The following is an 18,418-nucleotide window of genomic DNA, read 5'->3' as shown; positions in this document are numbered from 1 at the left end:
CCGGGACGCCGCTATCCTGGATGCCATGCGACAGTCGCCGAGCCCACGCCTCCCCCATCTCCTCCACCGGGCCCCCACCCGGTGGGCCGCCCTGATGGCGATGTGCCTGCTGATGATCCTGGCGGCCCTGCCGGCCCGGGCGGCGCAGAGCTGCTACGCCCTGCTGAGCGGCCTGTCGCAGGTGACGCCGGTCACCAGCTACGACCCCTTCGCCAGCCTGCTGCCCCCCACCTACAACACGGTGACGGTGCAGTACATCGCCGGCAGCAACTGCACCTTCGGCATCGGCATCGACAGCGGCCTGTGGGGCGGCACCCGCCGCATGCTGGGGCTCAGCGGCAATTGGCTGAGCTATGACCTGTACAAGGACGCGGCCCTGACGCAGCGGGTGGGCGACAGCGGCACCGGCAACGTCAGCAACCTGATCACCGGCAGCGTCAGCAACGGCCGCAGCAGCCAGACGGCCACCACGGGCTTCTACGCCTCCGTCCCCAGCGGGCAGCTGGTGGGGTCGTCCTACTATTTCGACCAGGTGACGGTGACGCTGTATCAGCTGAACAGTTCGGGCAACATCGTCGCCATCATGGACACGGCCATCGTCCAGGTGCGCGCCACCGTCCGCACCTCCGTTTCCGCCACCATCAATGTCGGCGGCCTGCGCACCTCGCTGGGGGCGTCGGCCGCCAACGTCGACTTCGGGGAGCTGACCACCGGCGCCAGCCGCAGCTTCGACCTGGAGGTGTCGGGCAATACCGGCTACAGCGTCAGCATCCAGTCGCAGAACGGTGGCCAGTTGGTGAACAACAGCGCCAACACCAAGATCCCCTACACCATGACGGTGGACGGCCGAGGGGTGTCGGCCAGCGGCACGACCTTGAATTACTACAGTTATTCCAGCCTGGACCGGCATACCTTCATCATCGTCATCGGCGATGTCACCAAGGTCATCGCCGGCACCTATACCGATTATCTGCTGATGACGGTGACGGCGAACTGACATACGATCTGGACCAGCGCCAAGGATCACCCATGTGATCCAGCGCAGGGCGGCGCACAAGGCGGCGCCCTAAGATGAACGACAGATGGCGCGGCCCTTTGGCGGCGCCCTTGGAGACAAAAATGTCCCAGCATCTGCCCAATGCGCCCCGGGACCGGCATACCGTGCACGTCCAGGGGGTCTGTTTGGCCCTGACCGTCGCCGCCGCCCTGGCCTTCACCTGCCCCGCCTGGGCCGCCAGCGATTCCGGCACCATTCACATCGGGGCAAACGTGCCCACCGTGTGCACGGTCGCCGTCACCGACAGCAACGCCACCCTGGACTTGGTCAACGGCCAGAGCGGCGTGACCGTGGGTTCGGTGACGGAGCAGTGCAACGCCGGCAACGGCTATACCGTGTCGGTCGCCTCCGCCAACAGCGGCACGCTGAAAAGCAGCGCCACCGGTTCCACCGCCATAGCCTACAATCTGACCTACGACAACACCACCGCCGCCAAGAGCGGGACGCTGACCGCCGACCGTACCGGTTCCAGCCAGAGCCGCCAGGGCACCCTGGCCGTCAGCCTGCCGGGTAATAACCAGGCGGTCGCCGGCCAGTACCAGGACACGGTCACCATCTCCATCGCCGCGAAATGACTTTCCCCCTTGCCCTTCCCTGGCCGTGGGATCGATCCTGCGGCCAGCCGGCGGCGTGAGCCGCCTGAATAAAGAAGGGGAAGCGATGCGTCGTTCCATGGTGTCCGCCACCGGCCTGGCGGCAGCCCTGTTCTGTCTGTCCATCACCGCCCAGGCCGCCGACAAGCCCCGTCAGGCCGCCAGGCCCACCGGCCCCACATCGGCCGAGGTGCTGGCGGCGTCCACGCCCACCGACTGGCGGTCCCCGGACCCGGAAAACCTGTTGTACATGGACCTGGCCCAGGGCCGGGTGATCATCGAGCTGGCACCCGCCTTCGCCCCGGCGCACGCCGACAACATCCGCAAGCTGGTGCGCGAAGGCTGGTTCGATGGCCTGGCCGTGGACCGGGTGCAGGACAATTACGTCACCCAGTGGGGCGACGCCGATGGCACCCGCACGCCGAAGACGGCGCAGACCAAGCTGGCGCCGGAATTCGTGGTGCGTGGCCCCGCCCTGGCCAAGCTGCCCTTCACCCCCCTGCCCGACCGCGACACCTACGCCCCCGAGGCGGGCTTCAGCGATGGCTTCCCCGCCGCGCGCGACCGCAAAGGCGGGCAGGCGTGGCTGGTGCATTGCTACGGCATGGTGGGCGTCGGCCGCGACATGGCGCTGGACAGCGGCAGCGGTGCCGAGCTGTACGCCGTCATCGGGCAGGCGCCGCGCCACCTGGACCGCAACATCACGGTGGTGGGCCGGGTGCTGCGCGGCATGGAGGTGCTGAGCGCCCTGCCACGCGGCAAGGCGGCCATGGGTTTTTACGACAAGCCGGAGGATCGCATCCCCATCACCCAGGTGCGATTGGCGGCCGACCTGCCGGCGGACCAGCGCGAAAACCTGATCGTGCTGCGCACCGACACCCCAACCTGGGCGGCCTATGTCGAGTCGCGCCGCAACCGGCGGGAAGAGTTCTTCCCCATTCCGGCGGGGCATATAGACGTATGCAATATGCCCTTGCCCGTCCGCACATTGGATGCCACCAAAGATCGGGGGCGGTGATCTGATCTAAAGGTTAGGATTTGGCATTGCATAGTGCGGTATATCTGTCAAAAGTGCATAAAAACCAACCGAACTGCCGCAAGCTGCATTGCCTGACGCACCTTCCGATTGAACAGGTGTGGTGCGGGCCGCCGGTATCATGAAAGCGCCCGCCCCATGGAAACCCGTCCGCGCCGTGTCCTGATCGTCGAACCCACGCCGTCGCTGGCCGCCGCCTACGGCCAGGCGCTGCGCAAGGACGGCCATGCCCTGCAAGTGGTGGACACGGCCGCCGCCACCCGCCGCGCCTTGGCTGAGATGCCGGCCGACGTGGTGTTGCTAAACCTGCAGCTGCCGGGCGGCAGCGGCCTGGACCTGCTGAAGGAATTGAAGGCCGACGCCAAGGCGCCGCAGGTGGTGGCGCTGACGGCCCAGGGGTCGGTGCAATTGGCGGTGGACGTGATGCGGGCCGGCGCGGTGGACGTGCTGCTGCTGCCTGCCGGGACGGAGCGCCTGCGTCAAGCCATGGCGACCGCCTTGGCCGAGCGGGAAAAGGTGCTGGAGGCGGCACCGCCCACCGCCCTGGTCGAGGATCCGCTGGGCTATCTGGGCTTCGTCGGCATCTCGCCCGCCATGCGCGGCGTCTATCGCATGATCGAGGCGGCGGCGCCGTCCAAGGCGACAGTGTTCATCACCGGTGAAAGCGGTACCGGCAAGGAGGTCTGCGCCGAAGCCATCCACCGCCGCAGCCCCCGCACCGGCCGCCCCTTCATCCCGGTGAACTGCGCCGCCATCCCCAAGGACCTGATGGAAAGCGAGATCTTCGGCCATGTGAAGGGCGCCTTCACCGGGGCGACGTCGGATCACGCCGGCGCCGCCTTGCAGGCCGACGGCGGCACGCTGTTCCTGGACGAAATCGGCGAGATGGACTTGGCCCTTCAGGCCAAGCTGCTGCGCTTCCTGCAGACCGGCATGGTCAAGAAGGTGGGCAGCGAGAAGGCGGAGGCCGTGGACGTGCGCATCGTCTGCGCCACCAACCGCGACCCCTTCGCCGAAGTGCAGGCCGGCCGGTTCCGCGAGGACCTGTTCTATCGCCTGCAGGTCATCTCCATCGAGCTGCCGCCCTTGCGCGACCGTGGGGATGACATCCTGCTGATCGCGCGGGAATTCCTGGCCAAGTACACGCAGGAGGAGCGCAAGTCCTTCACCGGCTTCAGCGATGAGGCGGAGGAGATCATGCGCACCTACGCCTGGCCGGGCAACGTCCGCCAGTTGCTGAACGTGGTGCGCAACGTGGTGGTGCTGAATGACGGCGCCGTCATCCAGCCCTTCATGCTGCCGCCCCCGCTGAACAAGCCCACCATGATCGTCCCTCCCATGCTGAACGATCCGCGCTGGGCCGCCATGGCGGGGCCCATGCCCTTCCCCTTCACCCCGCCGCCCGCCGCCAACCTGGCGGGCCCGGCGCCCCTGGGCGTGGCGCCGACCGGATTCGGCATGCCACCGGCCATGCCCGCCCCGGTGCCGGCTCCCGGGGGCGTTTCCATGGGGGGCGCCCGCATTCCGGGCATGAACGCGCCCGCCCCGAACGGCTGGGCGGCCCCCATCCCCCTCGACGAAGCGCCAACGGCCGCCGGCGACCTGGACCCCAACCCCGAGCGCCGCATCCGGCCGCTTTGGATGGTGGAGGAGGAAACCATCGAGGAGGCCATCCGCCTGTGCCAGGGCAACATCACCCGCGCCGCGGCGCTGCTGGAGATCAACCCCTGCACCATTTACCGCCGCCGCCAGAAGAAGCGCGCCACGGCCTGATCCCCCAAGGCCTGAGTTCAAGGAAACGGTCATGATCACGGAAATCCGGCACATCATTTTTTCCAATGACGAGTTGAAGCTCGTCTTCCAGACGGTGCCGCTGGAAGGATTCGACCCCAGCCGCCGCATCACCGGCATCCAGGTGGTGGAGGGCCCACCGCCCACGGTGAAGCTGTCCAGCGACCACGCCGCCGGGGGCGGGCGTGAGGAGATTCAGGTGGAATCCTACCAGCTGGCGCGGCTGATCGTGGCCTATTGCCGGGAAAAGCGCATTCCCCTGCCCAAGGACGCGCTCAAGACCCTGCACGCCCAAGGCGACCAACTATGCTTCAGCATCATGAGTTCGCTGAGCTGACACCTTGAGCGGCCAGCCAATCGGCGCGATACTGCAACCATCGGCCGGAATGCACGGCCCCGGAGTGTTTTGTGATGCAGATCGATAGCCAGGCCGCCGCGGCCACCGCCGCCAACGTGCTTCAGGCCAGTGCGCAATTTCAGGTGAAAGCCCTGAAGCAGAACGCGGATGCCCAGGCCGCCGCGGCGACGGAGCTGCTGACCGGCCAAAGCGCGGCCCCCGCCGGCCCCGCCCCCAGCGGCGGGCGCGGGCAGTTGATCGACATCAGCGCGTGATCCCCACCCTGGGCCTGTGACCATGTCCAGTGAAGGCATGTCCGGTGAAGGCATGTCCCTGGCCCAGGCGCTGTCCGCCGCGGTCGCCCACCATGGCGCCGGCCGGCTGGACGAGGCGGAGGCGCTGTACACCGCCATCCTTGAACAGTTGCCCGAGCAGGTGGACGCCCTGCACCTTCGCGGGGTGCTGACGCTGCAGCGGGCGGGAAACGACGCCGCCGGGTTGGAAGCGGGGGTGGCGTTGATCCGCCGCGCCCACGCCCTGCCGGCCGCCGTCGCCGTGCCGGACATCGCCGCCAACCTGGCGCGGGGCCTGTCGGCCCTGGCCGACGCGCGTCAGCGCGCGAATCAGCCGGACCTGGCGTTGGAGGCACGGCTGGAGATCGACGCCCTGGGAGCGCCCATGCCGCCGGCCACCCGGCTGGCCCTGGCCGACGGTCTGGCCGGCATCGGCGCGGTGGTGGAGGCGGAGGAACATTATCGCGCCTTGCTGACTGCGGATCCGGTGATGCTGGCGGCCCGCGTGGGGCTGGCCCTCCTGCTGGCCCGGCGCGGCCAGCACGACGCCGCCCTGGGCATGCTGGACGCCCTGCCGCCCGCCGACGCCGTCAGCGCGGACGCCCAACGCCTGCGGGCGGAACTGTTGATCCCAACGGCGCCGGACCAGGCCGAGGCCGTGCTGACCACCCTTGAAGCCGCCGTCGGCACCGACGCCGACACGTGCCATGCCTGGGGCCGGCTGCTGCAGGCCCGCGACGACATCACCGGCGCCCGCGCGCGTTACGCCCAGGCCCTGGCCCTGCGGCCCGACCACGCCAGCGCCCGCCTGGCCCACGCCGCCGCCTGCCTGCGCCTGGGGGCCTGGCGCGATGGCTTCGCCGACCTGGCCTGGCGCTGGATGCGGCCGGCCACCACCCGCCGCCACGGCGCCATCCCATTGTGGGAGCGGGCGGACCAAGACATCCGGGGCCGCCGATTGCTGGTTTGGGACGAGGTGGAGGCCGACGCCCTGCCGCACCTGGCCCGCCTGCTGCCCCGCTTGCGCGACCGGGGCGTGGACGTGGTGGCGGAGGTGCCGCCCGGCTGGGCCGCCCTGCTGCCCACCGGGCCGGGCCAGCCCCTGGCCGGCGTCACGGTCGCCACCCGGGGCATCGACGCCGTCCAGGCCGATGTCCAGGTGCCGTTGCAGGAATTGCCCGATCGCCTGGCGCTTTGGGATCCCGCGGCCTTCTGGTCCGGCCCATACCTGATGGCACCGGCCGGCGTGCGCCCTGATCTGCCTGCCGGCCGGACGGTGGCGGTGGCGGCCAACGGCGGCTGCCCGCCCCTGCCCAATGGCCTGACTGCCGTGGCCGTGGCGCCGCCCGCGCCGGACGCGCCAGAGGAGTGGGCCAGCCTGGCGGCCACGCTGGCGGCGGTGGACACCGTCGCCCTGCCGGCTGGCATCCTGGCCCACCTGGCGGGCGCCCTGGGACGGCCAGGCGTGGTGCTGGTGCCACCAGACGCGGACTGGCGCTGGCCCGCCAGCGGCGACGCCACGCCCTGGTATCCGTCGTTGCGCCTGGCGCATGGACGCCGCTGGCCCGACACCCTGGCGATGGGGTCGACGGCATGACCGCCATCCTCTACGTCACCGGTGCGGACCGGCGCTATTTCGCCACCACCCTGCTGCTGCTGGAAAGCTTCGCCCGGCGGCTGCCGGACGCACCGCTGATGGTCTGCGACTATGGCCTGGACGCCGGGCAGCAGGCCTATCTGAAGGAACGCGGGCAATTGCTGCCCCGCCCGGCCACGGTGCCCGAAAGCCTGCACCCCTATGCCAAGAAGGCCGCGATCCTGGATTATGTCGGCGAGCGGCCGTGGCGGGGGCTGTGCTGGATCGACGCCGACATGCTGGTGACCGGCCTGGACGCCGGCGTCATGGCCGGGCTGGCCCATCGCCTGGAAGAGGCGGGAGCCGACATCGCGCTGACCACCGATATCAACGGCGTCTGCCTGCGCGACATCGCGGCGATGGACGAGGGCGGCACCGCCATGGCCCCCTTCCGCGCCCTGCTGGCCGACAGCGGCGCCGACCCCGCCGCCCCCTATCTCAGCGTCGGGTTCTGGCTGTGCCGGTCACGCGCCCTGCTGGCCGACTGGGACCGCCGCAGCCGGGGGCTGGCGCCCCACCCGCTGTTCGAACAGAACGTCATGGCCCTGCTGGCGCACGGGCCCCGTTGGGGCCACGCGGGCCGGGCGCTGCTGTTGGATCCGGTGGAATGGCAGCCGCAGAACCATCTGCTTCCCCTGATCCGGCCCCGGCGTGACGGAGAGCCCGGTGAGGGCCACACGGTGCGGGGACGGCCGGTGCGGCTGGTCCACTGCACAGCCAGCCGTCATTGGTTCATGGACGTCTATGACGGCCACGTCCAGGTGGCTGGGCAGGCCCTGGCGGGCTATTTCCGCATCCTGCGCAACCCGGCGCTGCGGGCCTTCCAGACCAGCCTGTTACACGATCATGTGACGCGCCACGGCGACGCTCTGGCCCGCCATGGGCTGCTGAGGGCGGGAAATCCCTGAAATGACCGGTGAATCCGCCGCCGGTGGGCCTATCTTGCCTCTATCCAGCGGCGGCGGCGCCCCCTATCCTGCACGCCAGAGAGAAGCAAGGCCGGATCCCCGATCCGCCGGCGGAGGAAGTATGACCGACACCACCGACAGCACGCCCGCCACGCCGGAAGACGCGGCCGCCCTGACCCTGCAAGCCGAAGGCCTGGCGGCCCTGGAGAGCGGCGACGGGGCCCACGCCGTGACCCTGCTGATCCAGGCGGTGGGCCTGCGCCCGGACGACGCCGTGCTGCGCGCCGACCTGGGCATGGCGCTGGAGCAGCAGCAGGACAATGAGGGCGCCAAGGCGGCCTACGCCATGGCCGTGGCGCTGGACCCCGACAACCCCATCTACCGCTTCAACCTGGGCGCCGCCTGCCAGCGCCTGGGCCAGGGGCATGAGGCCGCCAGCCATTACCTGGACGCGTTGGAGCGCGAGCCCATGCTGGCGGAGGCCTATTTCAACCTGGCCACCCTGTTCCAGGACGCCGGTCACCTGGACATCTCCGAGCAGCACTACCGCAACGCGCTGGAGGCGCGGCCCGCGTATGTGGAGGCCGCCGCCAACCTGGGCCTGGTGCTGCGCCGCCTCGGCCGTCCGGACGAGGCGCTGGACTATCTGCGTGCCACCGCCCAGGCCCAGCCGGATCTGGCCCAGGCGCATTCCAACCTGGGCCTGGTCCTGAACGAGGCCGGACTGTACCAGGAGGCGCTGGCCGCCTTCGACCGGCTGACGGTGCTGCGCCCCTTCGAAGCCGCCCCCCATGTCGGCCGCGCCGTCGCCCTGCGCGGACTGGGCCACCTGGCCGAAGCCGCCGCCGCCATCCAGCAGGCGCTCAACCGCCCCGAGACGAGCGTATCCGCCGAGCTGGAGGCCGCCCAGGTGGCCGCGGCGCTGCAGGCCGGCGGCAACGGCGCCGCCGCCCAGGCGCTGGTCGCGAAATGGCGCGCCGGTGGCTCCACCCCCATCCTGCGCCATACGGAGGCGGCGCTGGGCCTGGCGCCCACGCCCGCGCGCGCCGAACCCGCCTACCTGGAGCAGCTGTACGACGCCCAGGCCGCCATGCTGACGGAACAGGCGGTGGCCGGCGCGGTGGCCCCGCTGACCCCCGCCCTGGCGGCTGCGCTGGCGCGCCATCTGGGGCCGGCGGCCGGCACCCTGCAGGTGCTGGAGCTGGATTGCGGCGTGGGCACCTTCGGCCCGCTGCTGAAGCCCCATGCCGCCAACCTGGTGGGCGTGCACGCCTCCAACGCCGCCATCCAAATGGCGGCGCGCGGCGGCCTGTACGACCAGTTGGTGCACGGTGATTACGCCACGGCGCTGGAGCGATCGGCCGACAGCGCCAACCTGATCCTGTCCACCGACATCGCCAACCATGTCGGCGACCTGGCGCCCCTGGCCAGCGCCGCCGCCCGGGCCCTGGTGCCAGGCGGGACGCTGGCCCTGGTCCTGGACGCGGCGGAACCCTGGTCCCCCGCCGTGACCCTGAAGGAAAACGGCCGCTACCTGCACCGCCGGGATCATGTCGAGGGCGCCCTGCGCCAGGCGGGCCTGACGGTGGTGGAGGTGGTGTCGCAGCCGCCGGCCACCCCCACCGGGCCTGAGCGTCTGCTGATCGTGGCCCGCAAGGGCTGAGCCCACGTTCCCCCGTGACCTGGCCCCCGTGACTTGGCCCCCGTGACCTGCCCCCCGTGACCGCCCCATCGACATCCGCGCACCGGGACGCCGCCCCACGGCGCGTCCTGGCCTTGCCCCGCTATGACCGCCTGGGGGCCAGCAGCCGCCTGCGTTTTTTTGACCCGCTCTCCCATCTGGCAGCGGCCGGCCTGGACGTCGCGATGGCGCCCTTCTTCGACGACGCCTATCTTCAGCGGCTGTATTCCGGGCGGCCGATGAATGGTTGGGCCCTGGCCGGGCGTTATCGCCAGCGGCTGGGGGCCTTGGCCGGCCATCGCGGCGCCGGCCTGCTGTGGATCGAGAAGGAGGCGCTGCCCTGGCTGCCGGCGGGTCTGGAGCGCCGCTTGTTCCGCGGCCGGCCCTATGTGCTGGATTTCGACGACGCCTGGCACCTGCGCTATGCCGGCCATCCCCGGGCGCCGGTGCGCCGCCTGTTGGGTACCAAACTGGAACGGCTGGTGGCGGCCTCCGCCCTGACCGTCGTCGCCAACGAGGCCCTGGCCGACTGGGCGGAGCGGGCGGGGGCCCGCGCGCTGCTGCGCCTGCCCACGCCCGTGGATCTGGCCCGCTATCAGGCGGCGTCCACCCCCGAACGGCGCGGGGCGGGATTTCGCGTGGGCTGGATCGGCACCCCGTCTTCCGCCCGGTACCTAAGGGCCCTGGCCGAACCGCTGGCGGCGTTGGCGGCCGGCGGCCCCCTGACGCTGGTCACCATCGGCACCAGCCCCGTCGGGCTGCCCGGCGTGCCGGAAGAGTTCATTCCCTGGAGCGAGGCCGGCGAGCCCGCGGCACTGGCCGGCATCGACGTGGGCGTCATGCCCCTGCCCCACACCCCGTTCGCCCAAGGCAAATCCGGCTTCAAGCTGTTGCAATACATGGCCGCCGGCAAGGCCGTGGTGGCGAGCCCGGTGGGGGAGAACCGCCGCATCGTCACCGATGGGGTCACGGGACTATGGGCCGACGACCCGGCGCAATGGGTACAAACCCTGGGCGCCTTGCGGGATGACGCCGACCTGCGCCGGCGCCTGGCCATGGCCGGCCGCGAGCTCGTGGCCCGGGACTATGACCTGGCGATCCTGGGCCCCAGACTGGCGGCGGCCCTGGCCGGGGCGGCCAGGGCCTGACGTCATCACGCCGGAAACGGCACACCGACATCGGCCAGGGCCGGCAGCTTGCCGTCCTTGTCCGACAGGACGGCGCCGGCGAAGTCCGGCCACCGGATACCCAGGGCCGGGTCGTTCCACAGCAGGCCACGGTCATGAGCGGGGCTGTAGGGGGCCGTCACCTTGTAGGCGATCTCGGTATCGGGGACGAGGGTGCAGAAGCCATGGGCGAAGCCGACCGGCACCCACAGCTGCCAGCCTTCCTCGGCATCCAGCTCCACCGCCACGTGCCGGCCGTACGTGGGGGAGCCTTCGCGCAGATCCACCGCCACGTCCAGGATGCGGCCGCGGATGACGCGCACCAGCTTGCCCTGGGCCGCCGGCTGCAGCTGGAAGTGCAGGCCGCGCACGGTGCCCTGAACGCGGGACAGGGACTGGTTGTCCTGGACGAAGGGGCCGGGAATACCAGCCTCCGCATGTTTTTCAGCGTTCCAGGTTTCCGTGAACCATCCCCGTTCGTCGCCGAACCGGCGGGGCTTCACCATGACCAGGCCGTCGATCTCCAGGCGCTTAATGTCCATGCTGGGCTTCCATCCGCGTGCCAGTTGTGCCGTGCCGCCCGGGATACCCGGCCGCCGCCGGGAAGTCCAGTCTACTGGAAGTCCAGCCCGGCACCGTCGCGCAGAACCGCCTCCGCCGCCGGGGTGTAGCCCCCGCCCTCGCCGTGCAGCACCAGGCCGGGCAGCAGGCGGGCGGGACTGCGGGCGCCCAGGCGGGCGCGGATGATGACGCGCTTGGCCTCGACCCCGGCGCGGGGCCAGAGGGGATAGAGCACCACGGCGCCGAAGCGGCCGGCCAGGCGGGCCAGGATCTCATCCACGCGGTCGGCGCGATGGATCATGGTCAGGGTGCCGCGCGGGGCCAGCAGGCGGGCGGCCGCCGCGATCCAGGTGGCAAGGTCGGCCGTGCCCTCGCCATGGGAGGCCGCCTTGCCCACCCGGGGGGACCGCGTGTGCCGCGCGCCGGGATAAAAGGGCGGGTTGGTCATGACATGGTCGAAACGCCCGGACACCAGGTCCGGATCCGACCCCGCCGGCAGATGGGCCGGCGCCTGGGCCGTGTCTCCCAGGGTGATGCGCACCCGGGATGCGACCCCGTTCAGCTCGGCGTTGCGGCGGGCCAGATCCGCCGCCGCCGCCTGCACCTCCAGCCCGGCCACGCGCACACCGTCCAGGCGGGCCGTGAGGCAGAAGGCCGCGGCCCCGGCGCCGCAACCCAGGTCCACCACCCGGTCGGCACCGGCGGCTGGTGTGGCGGCGGCCAGCAACACGGGATCGATGGCCGCGCGATATCCTTGCGCCGGCTGCAACAGCCGCACCCGTCCGCCCAGCAGCGTGTCCTCCGTGACGTCGTCGCCGGTCGGCCCGTCCGGAGGGGGCGTCGCGGGGATGGACTCGAGAATCACGTCGGCTCCTCCAACGCCGCCTGGGCCAACGCCGCCCGGGCCTCGGCCAGGGCAGCGTTGGCGGCCATCACCACCTCGTCCGGAACCATCAGGCGGCGGGGGATGGCGCTGATGCTGCCCTCAACCGCGGCGGTGTAGTCGTCCAGCAGCACCGCCTCGATGCCGGCACCGGCCAGGACGGCCTGCGCCCATGACAATTCCACCGGGTTGTTGCTACGCAGGATGGGTTGCATGGGCTGGACCTCGTTCGGGGTGCGCCAGTTGGCGGGGTGCGCCGGCCGCGCGGCTGACGCACGCGGCATAGATGGGGGGCGGCGATGCGGTCTGCCAGCTTGACCACGGGGGTTGCGCCGGTATGCTCGCTGTCCTATCCAGGGCCGTCAACTGATCTGCGTCCCGGCAGGCGTTGGCCCCTACTGGCAGGAGTGCGTTTCGTGGCCGTCGTCACCCCCCTCGATCCCAAGCGCCGAAAGGCCGGCACCGATGCCCTGGAGGCGCTGGTGGACCTGGTGGCGACCGACCTGGCGGCGGTCAACGACATCATCGTCCGCCGCATGCATTCGGACGTGGAGATGATCCCGCAGCTGGCGGGCTACATCGTGGCCAGCGGCGGCAAACGCCTGCGCCCGGTGCTGACCCTGGCCGCCGCCCGGCTCTGCGGTTACCAGGGCGACCGCCACCAGCCGCTGGCGGCCTGCGTCGAGTTCATCCACACCGCCACCCTGTTGCACGACGACGTGGTGGACGAGAGCGACCTGCGGCGCGGCCAGCCCTCGGCCAACGCCGTCTTCGGCAACAAGGCCAGCGTGCTGGTGGGCGACTTCCTGTTCTCCCGCGCCTTTCAGGTGATGGTGGAGGATGGGTCGCTGGACGTGCTGCGCATCCTGTCCAACGCCTCGGCCGTCATTTCCGAGGGCGAGGTGCTGCAGCTGATCACCGCCAACGACACCACCACCAGCGAGGAAGCCTATCTGGAGGTCATCCGCGCCAAGACGGCGGAGCTGTTCGCCGCAGCCTGCCGCATCGGCGCGGTGGTAGCCGACCGCCCGGCGGCGGAGGAGGAGGCGCTGCGCAGCTACGGCCTGAACCTGGGCATCGCCTTCCAGCTGGTGGATGACGTGCTGGACTATTCCGCTGTGCAGGCCCGCCTGGGCAAGACCATCGGCGACGACTTCCGCGAGGGCAAGATCACCCTGCCCGTCGTCCTGGCCTTCCGCCGGGGCGATGACGAGGAGCGCACTTTCTGGCGCCGCACGCTGGAGGATATCGACCAGCGGGACGGCGACCTTGAGCACGCCCTGACCCTGATGCAGCGCCACAACACGCTGCGCGACAGCGTGGAACGCGCCCGTCACTACGGCGCCATGGCCCGCGACGCCCTGGGCCTGTTCCCCGCCAGCCCCATCAAGCGCGCCCTGCTGGACGTGATCGACTTCGTCGTCGACCGGGATTTCTGAAGACGAGCTTTGGCCCTGTTCCCGAAAAGGCGCGCCCGCACCGGCGCGCCTTTTCAGTGGTCGAGATGACCGATGCCGGTCGCTACCTGGGTGACGAAACAGCGTCCGGCCTCTGCCAGTCAGACGGCCCCAATGACAGCGCTCAAACAACAGGATGCCGAGCGTCTCTTCAAACGCCTTGATCCGCGCGCTGACGCCCGATTGTGTGGTGCCCAGCACGTTCGCCGCGTGACGGAAGTTCAGATGCTCCGCGACCACGAGAATATATAAAAGCGAGACCATCGGTATTCGAACATTCCAATGCCCTACCTAAGATTTCGCTCAGTTAGAAATTTCATATTTGAGTATTTATTCGATGTCCGCATTGGCTCAGCATCCAAATTCAGGCTTTTCGAAGCTGTCAAAAACCCAGCCCCCTGCGGGAGTCTGATGCGCATACATCGTATAGAAGCACTTATGAACTTCTGTCGTTGACGGAATTATTTGGGTTGTGGTGACACTCTCTCGATGACCATTACTTCCATCCACCCAGCGTGTATGGCTTTCTTCAGAGCCTGTCGATGTCGAATGAGAAATCTGGAGCCATTGGTAGGCACGTCTCCCGTCGGGCATGTCAAAAATAATGTACGGCGGTCCGTATCGGGCCATAACTTCTTGAGGTGCACGACCGATATAGCCTTGCATAATATCGGTCGCGCAGCCGCTGAGACCAAGAGCCAAAGCAATAATAAGTCCAAATTTCAGATGTTGGGCATTTAACATTTATTACTCCCATATTTTTTCGTAATTATGCACGCCATAGCGGCGACCATTATTTAACGGTGTCTTTCTCTCTCTGGTATTCGTTGTAGGTTTTTTGATTCTCTGTCTCACAGCGCCTACGCTCATCGCCGATGGCTTCGCGGCAGACACTTTGGCGCCATGCCTGACCTGTGTAATAGAGTTGCTGAGGCGAACACCCACCCATCGCCAAAGGCAACGCCGTCAGCAAAAGCCATGGCTTACCAGCCATGACGCGTGGGGTGAACGACCAATTCATCGAGAACTTCCTTCGTTAGTTTCGTCGCGTTGGTAGCGGAGGAGGTCACCAGGCTGGCAGTCGAGGAAGTCACAGATCCGCTCCAGCGTCTCGAAACGGACGCCCTTCACATGGCCTTTCTTGAGAAGCGAAAGGTTGGCTTCGGTAATCCCGACATACTCGGCCAGGTCCTTCGACTTTACATTGCGCTCAGCAAGCATGACGCCGAGCCGGACCTGAATAGGCATAGGCGCCCTCCTTAGACGAACTGATCGTTCTCGGCGGCGACATCGGCTGCTTCGACCAGCACCCTGGCGATGATTGCAACAATCGCGGCAAACAGCAGCGATAGCAGCGAATCTGAACCGATGTTCAGCGCCAGACTGTGCGTGTGGGCTGGTGAGAGCCCGCTTAGCAGCAGGCTGAGCGCTGCCCCGGCTATCGGCTTAAGCAGGGCCGACGCTCCGACGCCAAACGCAAAGCCCTGGAGGCTTCGCGCGGCATCGCCGGAGAAAATGCGTCCGACCGAGAAGTAACCGAAACAGCGTCGGACACTCATCAATCCGGCAATCAGCGCGCCTAGCGGGATCATGGCGACGGCGAAAGCGGTCAGCCGCACAGGAAGATCGATTGTCTGTGGCGGTGGGATGATTAGGCCAGCATGCCGGAACAGTATCTCTGCAGGCGTCAAGCACCAGTAAAGCAGCATCGCCACCCCAAGGAGGATAGCCACTGCGGCGCTGGTCGCCGCCATTGCCCCGCTTAGACGGCGAACCCGATGGAGACGGATTGCACGAGGATCGTCGTGTCGTATGGGTCGGTCCATGCCAGGCGTGGCCATTCGGTGTCCTCCTTTGCTGGACCGGAATATAACAATAATTTATTGTTTCACAATAAGAAATTTTTGCGTAATGATTGCCTCTGGAGCAAGGAGGTCACATGCCACTATCTCGGGTTATTCCAGCGACGATCGCCACGTGGGCGTCGTGCCTCATCCTCTCGCCTGCCTATGCGGAGCCCTCGACAAAAATGGGCGCAATATCGGTCGCGCAAGTCACCCAGATGTTGGAGCAAGCGCCCGCCAACCAAACGGCGCAACAGGTGCTCACCGCTTATCTCGGAGGGGTGGGTGAGGCTGCCGGAGTCGTCATTGATGCTGGCGACGCGCCTTGTCAGCGGCCACTTACGCTGACCGCCCAAGATGTTCGCAGGGCCATCACTACCGCAAGCGGAGGTCAGCAGGCGAACCAAGTTGCTGCGACGCCGCTCATTGTTCGCGATATGCTGGCGCGCGCGGGATGCCGTCGCCAATGAGCGATGCAATTGAATCTGCATCTTCGCGTCGAATGGTGCTGAGTGGGGCGCTCGGATTGGCTTGTGCGATGGCGATCGGTTCGCGAACTGAGGCGGCCGATTACAGTCCCGTCCAATGTTCGGCGCGCGCGATCTATTCCGGCGCGCCCCTCCACCCGCCCGTAGATGCTGTTGAACTGGCTGCAGTCTCCGATCTGCCTCTGCCCGATTCACAAATGGCGCGTCTCGACGATGCCTTTGCCAAGATCGAAAGCTACACTGCTGCGCCCGCCTTAACCGCCGCTGTAGCACGGCCCGGCAGCGGTTTGTGGTATCGGGGACCTACTGGCTCAGAAAAACAATCCCTGTGGTGGGCGAGTGTTGGCAAGGCCTTTACGGCGACTGTCGTGTTGCAACTCGTGCAGGAAGCGAAGCTATCGCTCGACATGTCTGCGTCGAGATGGGTTGACGGCATTCCAAATGGCAGACTCGTTACTGTGCGTGATCTTCTCGCCCACACATCAGGCCTGTTCAGCGCCAACGAGGACCTAATGGTGCGGGCGCATCCCCGTTACCGCGATCCAGCGGCGATGCTGACAATTGCCCGCCAGCATGGCGCGATGTTTTGCCCAGGTGAAAGGTGGCGCTACTCAAATACAGGCTATGACGTGCTGGGCAAGATCGTTGAAAAAGTGGACAAGCGCCCGATAGACGAAGCGATCACGGCGCGGATCATCACACCACTTGGCCTGAAGTCAATGCGCGCGCTGTCGCCCGGCAAGGAGGAGCGCGCCGTCGCGCCACCAGCGGTCACGCGTGGAGAGACCATAGAACCGAGTTGGGCTGGCGCGGCTGGTCCTATAGTCAGCGACGCTCACGACATGGCATTGGCCTGGGCGGCGCTGCTCGATGGGCGCTTTTTGCGAAAGCCTCTGCGACAAGAGAGGATGGCGACTCTCTATCCGATGTTCGACCCCGGCACCTACTACGGGCTCGGCATGATGGTGTTCGAGGTGCCCGATGGTCAGCGGACCTTGCGCTGGATCGGCCATGCCGGCGGTGCGCCCGGAGCCAGCGCGATCGCGGTCTACTCCCCCGACGCCAATGCAATCGTAACGGTGGCACTGACTGGCGATGGGTCAGCGGTTGCCGGTGCGAACCTGCTTCTCAAAACGCTCGCGCCATCCAGCATGAAGTGAATTTATCGGAACATTAGGGCGAGATGCGATCACCTGTGATCTCTTCGCTCACTGTGACCAGCTTACGGAGGGACTCTCACCCTCAAGAACGCGCCCAAGCTGGGCGCACCAAAGCGAAACGGCCGGCTTCTTGCGAAGCCGGCCGTTTTTGCGTCCCTGGGATGGTCGGAGAGAGAGGATTCGAACCTCCGGCCCCTGCCTCCCGAAAGCAGTGCTCTACCAGGCTGAGCTACTCTCCGTCCCGGGTGGACGGGTGTATATCCATATCCGCCGGTCGCTGCAAGCCTTCTCTTTCATCGAAACGCTTGAGCCCATTGCATGGGTGGCCCGCAGGCCGGCCCTCTGGGAAAGCGGGTTGGTGTTGCCCATCGGCCACAGGGGCCCAAGAGTCTGCGCCTGCCCCGGTAAGTGCCGCTTCTCGCCATGGTTCCGCCATGGTTGGCCGTGAATTTCGGTCTCACGCCCATCAGTCATTCGGCCTAACAGACGCTGCCCAGAGCCGATCGTTTTATGGAGGTTGACCTATGCCGACCGCACGCGCCCTGCTCACCAGCCTGTTCCTGGTCACACCCTTCCTGGTGGCACCGGCCATCCTGGCCGCCGCCCCACGGCCGGCCACGACGGTCGCCGCCGCGCAGACCACCGTGCCCAGCGCCCCGGTCGCCACCCTGGCGGCCTCGCCGTCCGGCAAGCTGAAGGTCGTCCCGGTCCGGGCCGGCCGTGCGGAGGTGGAGGCGCTGCCCTGCAAGGCCACCACCATCATCAGGACGCATGCCAGCGGCCACCTGCCGCGCCAGGTCGTCGCCCTGAACTGACCCGCCCGACCTGATGTGCGTATGACCCGATCTGCCTAACGGATCAGGCGCCGGCAGCCAACGACCGGCCCGTCCTCAAAAAGTCCTCATGAAGGTTGAAGCGGCGAGGGCCGGACGGTGGCGACACCGGCCGGCCCTTTGTCATGGGGGCCCGCTCACCCCCGCCAGGCCTTCAGGCGGCGGGCGGCCTCCACCATCTCCGCCTCCGCCCCGGCGAAGCTGATGCGCACGGTGTGGTGGCCGCGCAGCGGATCGAAATCCACGCCCGGCGTCAGGGCCACGCCCGTCTCGTTCAGCAGGCGGGTGCAGAAGGCCTGGGAATCATCGGTGCGGTCGGCGATGTCGGCATAGATGAAGAAGGCGCCGTCGGCGGGCGCCAGCTTGCCGAATCCGGCGCCGGGCAGCAGGTCCAGCAGGATGTCGCGGTTGCGGCGATAGCGGGCGACGTGGCCCTCCAGCTCATCCACGCAACCGAACGCCGCCACGGCGGCGTGCTGCGACAAGGTGGGCGGGGAGATGTAGACATTCTGCGCCAAGCACTCCACCGACCGCACCAGCCGCTCCGGCACCACCGCCCAGCCCAGGCGCCAGCCGGTCATGGAGAAGTATTGGAAAAGCTGTTGACGGTGATGGCGCCCTGCCCCCCGTCCACCGCCAGCGCGGTGGCCGCCAGCACCGTGCCGTATTCGATGCCATGGAGATTCATCGGAGA

At 68.0% G+C, this 18,418-nt stretch carries 20 protein-coding genes, 1 tRNA gene and 2 pseudogenes; 13 read left to right on the top strand and 10 right to left on the bottom strand.

What is annotated here, in order from left to right:
- Positions 1-94: 94 nt before the first annotated feature.
- The 10 genes from I55_RS26590 (at position 95) to I55_RS26545 (ending at position 10,480) form a co-directional block, all read left to right on the top strand.
- Positions 95-997: a spore coat protein U domain-containing protein gene (locus I55_RS26590; RefSeq protein ID WP_148293983.1), complete on the top strand. Its 903-nt coding sequence runs from the start codon at positions 95-97 to the stop codon at positions 995-997.
- A gap of 122 nt (positions 998-1,119) precedes the next feature.
- Complete coding sequence (locus tag I55_RS26585; RefSeq protein WP_252181331.1) at positions 1,120-1,632, top strand: spore coat protein U domain-containing protein; 513 nt, start codon at positions 1,120-1,122, stop codon at positions 1,630-1,632.
- 85 nt (positions 1,633-1,717) lie between these two features.
- On the top strand, positions 1,718-2,668 hold the full coding sequence (locus tag I55_RS26580; RefSeq protein ID WP_252181330.1) for a peptidylprolyl isomerase: 951 nt from the start codon (positions 1,718-1,720) through the stop codon (positions 2,666-2,668).
- Positions 2,669-2,824: 156 nt separating this feature from the next.
- Positions 2,825-4,459, top strand: coding sequence for a sigma-54 dependent transcriptional regulator (locus I55_RS26575; protein ID WP_044563745.1), 1,635 nt, complete (start codon positions 2,825-2,827; stop codon positions 4,457-4,459).
- A 31-nt stretch (positions 4,460-4,490) separates the two neighbouring features.
- Positions 4,491-4,814: a hypothetical protein gene (locus I55_RS26570; protein ID WP_044563744.1), complete on the top strand. Its 324-nt coding sequence runs from the start codon at positions 4,491-4,493 to the stop codon at positions 4,812-4,814.
- A gap of 74 nt (positions 4,815-4,888) precedes the next feature.
- Positions 4,889-5,089, top strand: a complete 201-nt coding sequence (locus I55_RS26565) for a hypothetical protein (protein ID WP_044563743.1) — start codon at positions 4,889-4,891, stop codon at positions 5,087-5,089.
- 22 nt (positions 5,090-5,111) lie between these two features.
- The gene (locus tag I55_RS26560; protein ID WP_148293982.1) at positions 5,112-6,704 is read left to right on the top strand and encodes a tetratricopeptide repeat protein; all 1,593 of its coding nucleotides are present in this window, start codon (positions 5,112-5,114) and stop codon (positions 6,702-6,704) included.
- Positions 6,701-7,651, top strand: coding sequence for a hypothetical protein (locus I55_RS26555; protein ID WP_044563741.1), 951 nt, complete (start codon positions 6,701-6,703; stop codon positions 7,649-7,651). The genes I55_RS26560 and I55_RS26555 overlap by 4 nt, the downstream gene beginning before the upstream one ends.
- A 121-nt stretch (positions 7,652-7,772) precedes the next feature.
- Positions 7,773-9,314: a tetratricopeptide repeat protein gene (locus tag I55_RS26550; RefSeq protein WP_044563740.1), complete on the top strand. Its 1,542-nt coding sequence runs from the start codon at positions 7,773-7,775 to the stop codon at positions 9,312-9,314.
- A gap of 56 nt (positions 9,315-9,370) precedes the next feature.
- Positions 9,371-10,480, top strand: a complete 1,110-nt coding sequence (locus I55_RS26545; protein WP_044563739.1) for a glycosyltransferase — start codon at positions 9,371-9,373, stop codon at positions 10,478-10,480.
- 5 nt (positions 10,481-10,485) lie between these two features.
- On the opposite strand, the gene rfbC is transcribed toward I55_RS26545, so the two are convergent.
- The 3 genes from rfbC to I55_RS26530 all read right to left on the bottom strand — a co-directional run bounded on the left by rfbC (position 10,486) and on the right by I55_RS26530 (position 12,157).
- Positions 10,486-11,040: a dTDP-4-dehydrorhamnose 3,5-epimerase gene (rfbC, locus tag I55_RS26540; RefSeq protein WP_044563738.1), complete on the bottom strand. Its 555-nt coding sequence runs from the start codon at positions 11,038-11,040 to the stop codon at positions 10,486-10,488.
- 71 nt (positions 11,041-11,111) lie between these two features.
- Entirely contained in the window at positions 11,112-11,924 is an 813-nt protein-coding gene (locus I55_RS26535) for a tRNA1(Val) (adenine(37)-N6)-methyltransferase (protein ID WP_307718731.1), read from the bottom strand.
- Positions 11,921-12,157, bottom strand: coding sequence for a DUF2007 domain-containing protein (locus I55_RS26530; RefSeq protein WP_044563737.1), 237 nt, complete (start codon positions 12,155-12,157; stop codon positions 11,921-11,923). The genes I55_RS26535 and I55_RS26530 overlap by 4 nt, the downstream gene beginning before the upstream one ends.
- Positions 12,158-12,358: 201 nt before the next feature.
- Here I55_RS26530 and I55_RS26525 point away from each other — a divergent pair, with 201 nt between their 5' ends.
- Positions 12,359-13,381 carry a polyprenyl synthetase family protein gene (locus tag I55_RS26525; protein WP_044563755.1) on the top strand — a complete coding sequence of 341 codons (1,023 nt, stop codon included), beginning with the start codon at positions 12,359-12,361 and terminating at the stop codon, positions 13,379-13,381.
- 168 nt (positions 13,382-13,549) lie between these two features.
- Here the strand turns inward: I55_RS26525 and I55_RS38710 are convergent.
- The 5 genes and pseudogenes from I55_RS38710 to I55_RS26515 form a co-directional block, all read right to left on the bottom strand.
- A pseudogene (locus tag I55_RS38710) lies at positions 13,550-13,663 on the bottom strand (LysR family transcriptional regulator); the annotation flags it as partial.
- An 87-nt stretch (positions 13,664-13,750) separates the two neighbouring features.
- A complete protein-coding gene (locus I55_RS36375) occupies positions 13,751-14,143 on the bottom strand; it encodes a hypothetical protein (RefSeq protein WP_148293981.1) in 393 nt (130 codons plus the stop codon).
- A 49-nt stretch (positions 14,144-14,192) separates the two neighbouring features.
- Positions 14,193-14,420 carry a hypothetical protein gene (locus tag I55_RS36370; RefSeq protein WP_148293980.1) on the bottom strand — a complete coding sequence of 76 codons (228 nt, stop codon included), beginning with the start codon at positions 14,418-14,420 and terminating at the stop codon, positions 14,193-14,195.
- Positions 14,417-14,647: a helix-turn-helix transcriptional regulator gene (locus I55_RS26520; protein WP_044563736.1), complete on the bottom strand. Its 231-nt coding sequence runs from the start codon at positions 14,645-14,647 to the stop codon at positions 14,417-14,419. Before I55_RS26520 ends, I55_RS36370 begins: the two co-directional genes overlap by 4 nt.
- A gap of 11 nt (positions 14,648-14,658) precedes the next feature.
- Positions 14,659-15,153 carry a DUF2975 domain-containing protein gene (locus tag I55_RS26515; RefSeq protein ID WP_199902738.1) on the bottom strand — a complete coding sequence of 165 codons (495 nt, stop codon included), beginning with the start codon at positions 15,151-15,153 and terminating at the stop codon, positions 14,659-14,661.
- 556 nt (positions 15,154-15,709) lie between these two features.
- Here I55_RS26515 and I55_RS35075 point away from each other — a divergent pair.
- Positions 15,710-16,891 (top strand): serine hydrolase, encoded by a 1,182-nt coding sequence (locus I55_RS35075; RefSeq protein WP_159107282.1) that lies wholly within the window; start codon positions 15,710-15,712, stop codon positions 16,889-16,891.
- Positions 16,892-17,053: 162 nt separating this feature from the next.
- Here the strand turns inward: I55_RS35075 and I55_RS26505 are convergent.
- Positions 17,054-17,130, bottom strand: a tRNA-Pro gene (locus tag I55_RS26505).
- A 285-nt stretch (positions 17,131-17,415) separates the two neighbouring features.
- Here I55_RS26505 and I55_RS26500 point away from each other — a divergent pair.
- Positions 17,416-17,706, top strand: coding sequence for a hypothetical protein (locus I55_RS26500; protein ID WP_044563734.1), 291 nt, complete (start codon positions 17,416-17,418; stop codon positions 17,704-17,706).
- Between the two features lie 155 nt (positions 17,707-17,861).
- Here the strand turns inward: I55_RS26500 and I55_RS26495 are convergent.
- Positions 17,862-18,418 (bottom strand): annotated as a pseudogene (locus I55_RS26495) (pyridoxal phosphate-dependent aminotransferase); the annotation flags it as partial.

Source organism: Azospirillum sp. B4, assembly GCF_000333275.1.
In the GTDB taxonomy this organism is placed as follows: domain Bacteria; phylum Pseudomonadota; class Alphaproteobacteria; order Azospirillales; family Azospirillaceae; genus Nitrospirillum.
Note: the sequence above shows the minus strand (reverse complement) of the source record. Positions and strands in the feature narration are given on the sequence as shown.

Bases quoted from the DNA above. Each gene is read 5' to 3' on its own strand.
- I55_RS26590 (WP_148293983.1), top strand. From the start codon at position 95: ATGGCGATGTGCCTGCTGATGATCCTGGCGGCCCTGCCGGCCCGGGCG.
- I55_RS26585 (WP_252181331.1), top strand. From the start codon at position 1,120: ATGTCCCAGCATCTGCCCAATGCGCCCCGGGACCGGCATACCGTGCAC.
- I55_RS26580 (WP_252181330.1), top strand. From the start codon at position 1,718: ATGCGTCGTTCCATGGTGTCCGCCACCGGCCTGGCGGCAGCCCTGTTC.
- I55_RS26575 (WP_044563745.1), top strand. From the start codon at position 2,825: ATGGAAACCCGTCCGCGCCGTGTCCTGATCGTCGAACCCACGCCGTCG.
- I55_RS26570 (WP_044563744.1), top strand. From the start codon at position 4,491: ATGATCACGGAAATCCGGCACATCATTTTTTCCAATGACGAGTTGAAG.
- I55_RS26565 (WP_044563743.1), top strand. From the start codon at position 4,889: ATGCAGATCGATAGCCAGGCCGCCGCGGCCACCGCCGCCAACGTGCTT.
- I55_RS26560 (WP_148293982.1), top strand. From the start codon at position 5,112: ATGTCCAGTGAAGGCATGTCCGGTGAAGGCATGTCCCTGGCCCAGGCG.
- I55_RS26555 (WP_044563741.1), top strand. From the start codon at position 6,701: ATGACCGCCATCCTCTACGTCACCGGTGCGGACCGGCGCTATTTCGCC.
- I55_RS26550 (WP_044563740.1), top strand. From the start codon at position 7,773: ATGACCGACACCACCGACAGCACGCCCGCCACGCCGGAAGACGCGGCC.
- rfbC (WP_044563738.1), bottom strand. From the start codon at position 11,040: ATGGACATTAAGCGCCTGGAGATCGACGGCCTGGTCATGGTGAAGCCC.
- I55_RS26530 (WP_044563737.1), bottom strand. From the start codon at position 12,157: ATGCAACCCATCCTGCGTAGCAACAACCCGGTGGAATTGTCATGGGCG.
- I55_RS36375 (WP_148293981.1), bottom strand. From the start codon at position 14,143: ATGTTAAATGCCCAACATCTGAAATTTGGACTTATTATTGCTTTGGCT.
- I55_RS36370 (WP_148293980.1), bottom strand. From the start codon at position 14,420: ATGAATTGGTCGTTCACCCCACGCGTCATGGCTGGTAAGCCATGGCTT.
- I55_RS26520 (WP_044563736.1), bottom strand. From the start codon at position 14,647: ATGCCTATTCAGGTCCGGCTCGGCGTCATGCTTGCTGAGCGCAATGTA.
- I55_RS26515 (WP_199902738.1), bottom strand. From the start codon at position 15,153: ATGGCGGCGACCAGCGCCGCAGTGGCTATCCTCCTTGGGGTGGCGATG.
- I55_RS35075 (WP_159107282.1), top strand. From the start codon at position 15,710: ATGAGCGATGCAATTGAATCTGCATCTTCGCGTCGAATGGTGCTGAGT.
- I55_RS26500 (WP_044563734.1), top strand. From the start codon at position 17,416: ATGCCGACCGCACGCGCCCTGCTCACCAGCCTGTTCCTGGTCACACCC.